Source organism: Bartonella sp. AA86SXKL (assembly GCF_042196885.1).
The window spans coordinates 526-813 of sequence record NZ_JBHIRE010000237.1 but is presented as its reverse complement, the minus strand read 5'-3'; the positions used below and the strand labels follow the sequence as shown (position 1 = coordinate 813).

Genomic DNA, 288 nt, shown 5'->3' with positions numbered 1-288 from the left:
CTATCAATATCCCCATTCATTGAGGATACTTTTTTGGGGAAACCAAAAACTTTACCACTACCAGTATGTTGATTCAATGTCGCTTTCCCATTGAAAGAGCTCTCTTGTGCCACATCTTGCTGCGGTGGTGGCAAAAATCGAAGAGCACTAGAGCTTGGCATCACAAGTTTTGGATGAGGCTTCATAACAAGCTGACTATTGTTGTTTGTTGGTGTTAACGAAGTAATATTAGCAACATCTTCAAAAAACTGTAACGAAGCTGGCTTACCTGTACCATAAGTAGGAGCA

General features: G+C 40.6%; 1 pseudogene. It reads right to left on the bottom strand.

Going from position 1 to position 288, the window contains the following annotated elements:
• Positions 1-288, bottom strand: a pseudogene (locus ACFIO5_RS11215) (hypothetical protein); the annotation flags it as partial.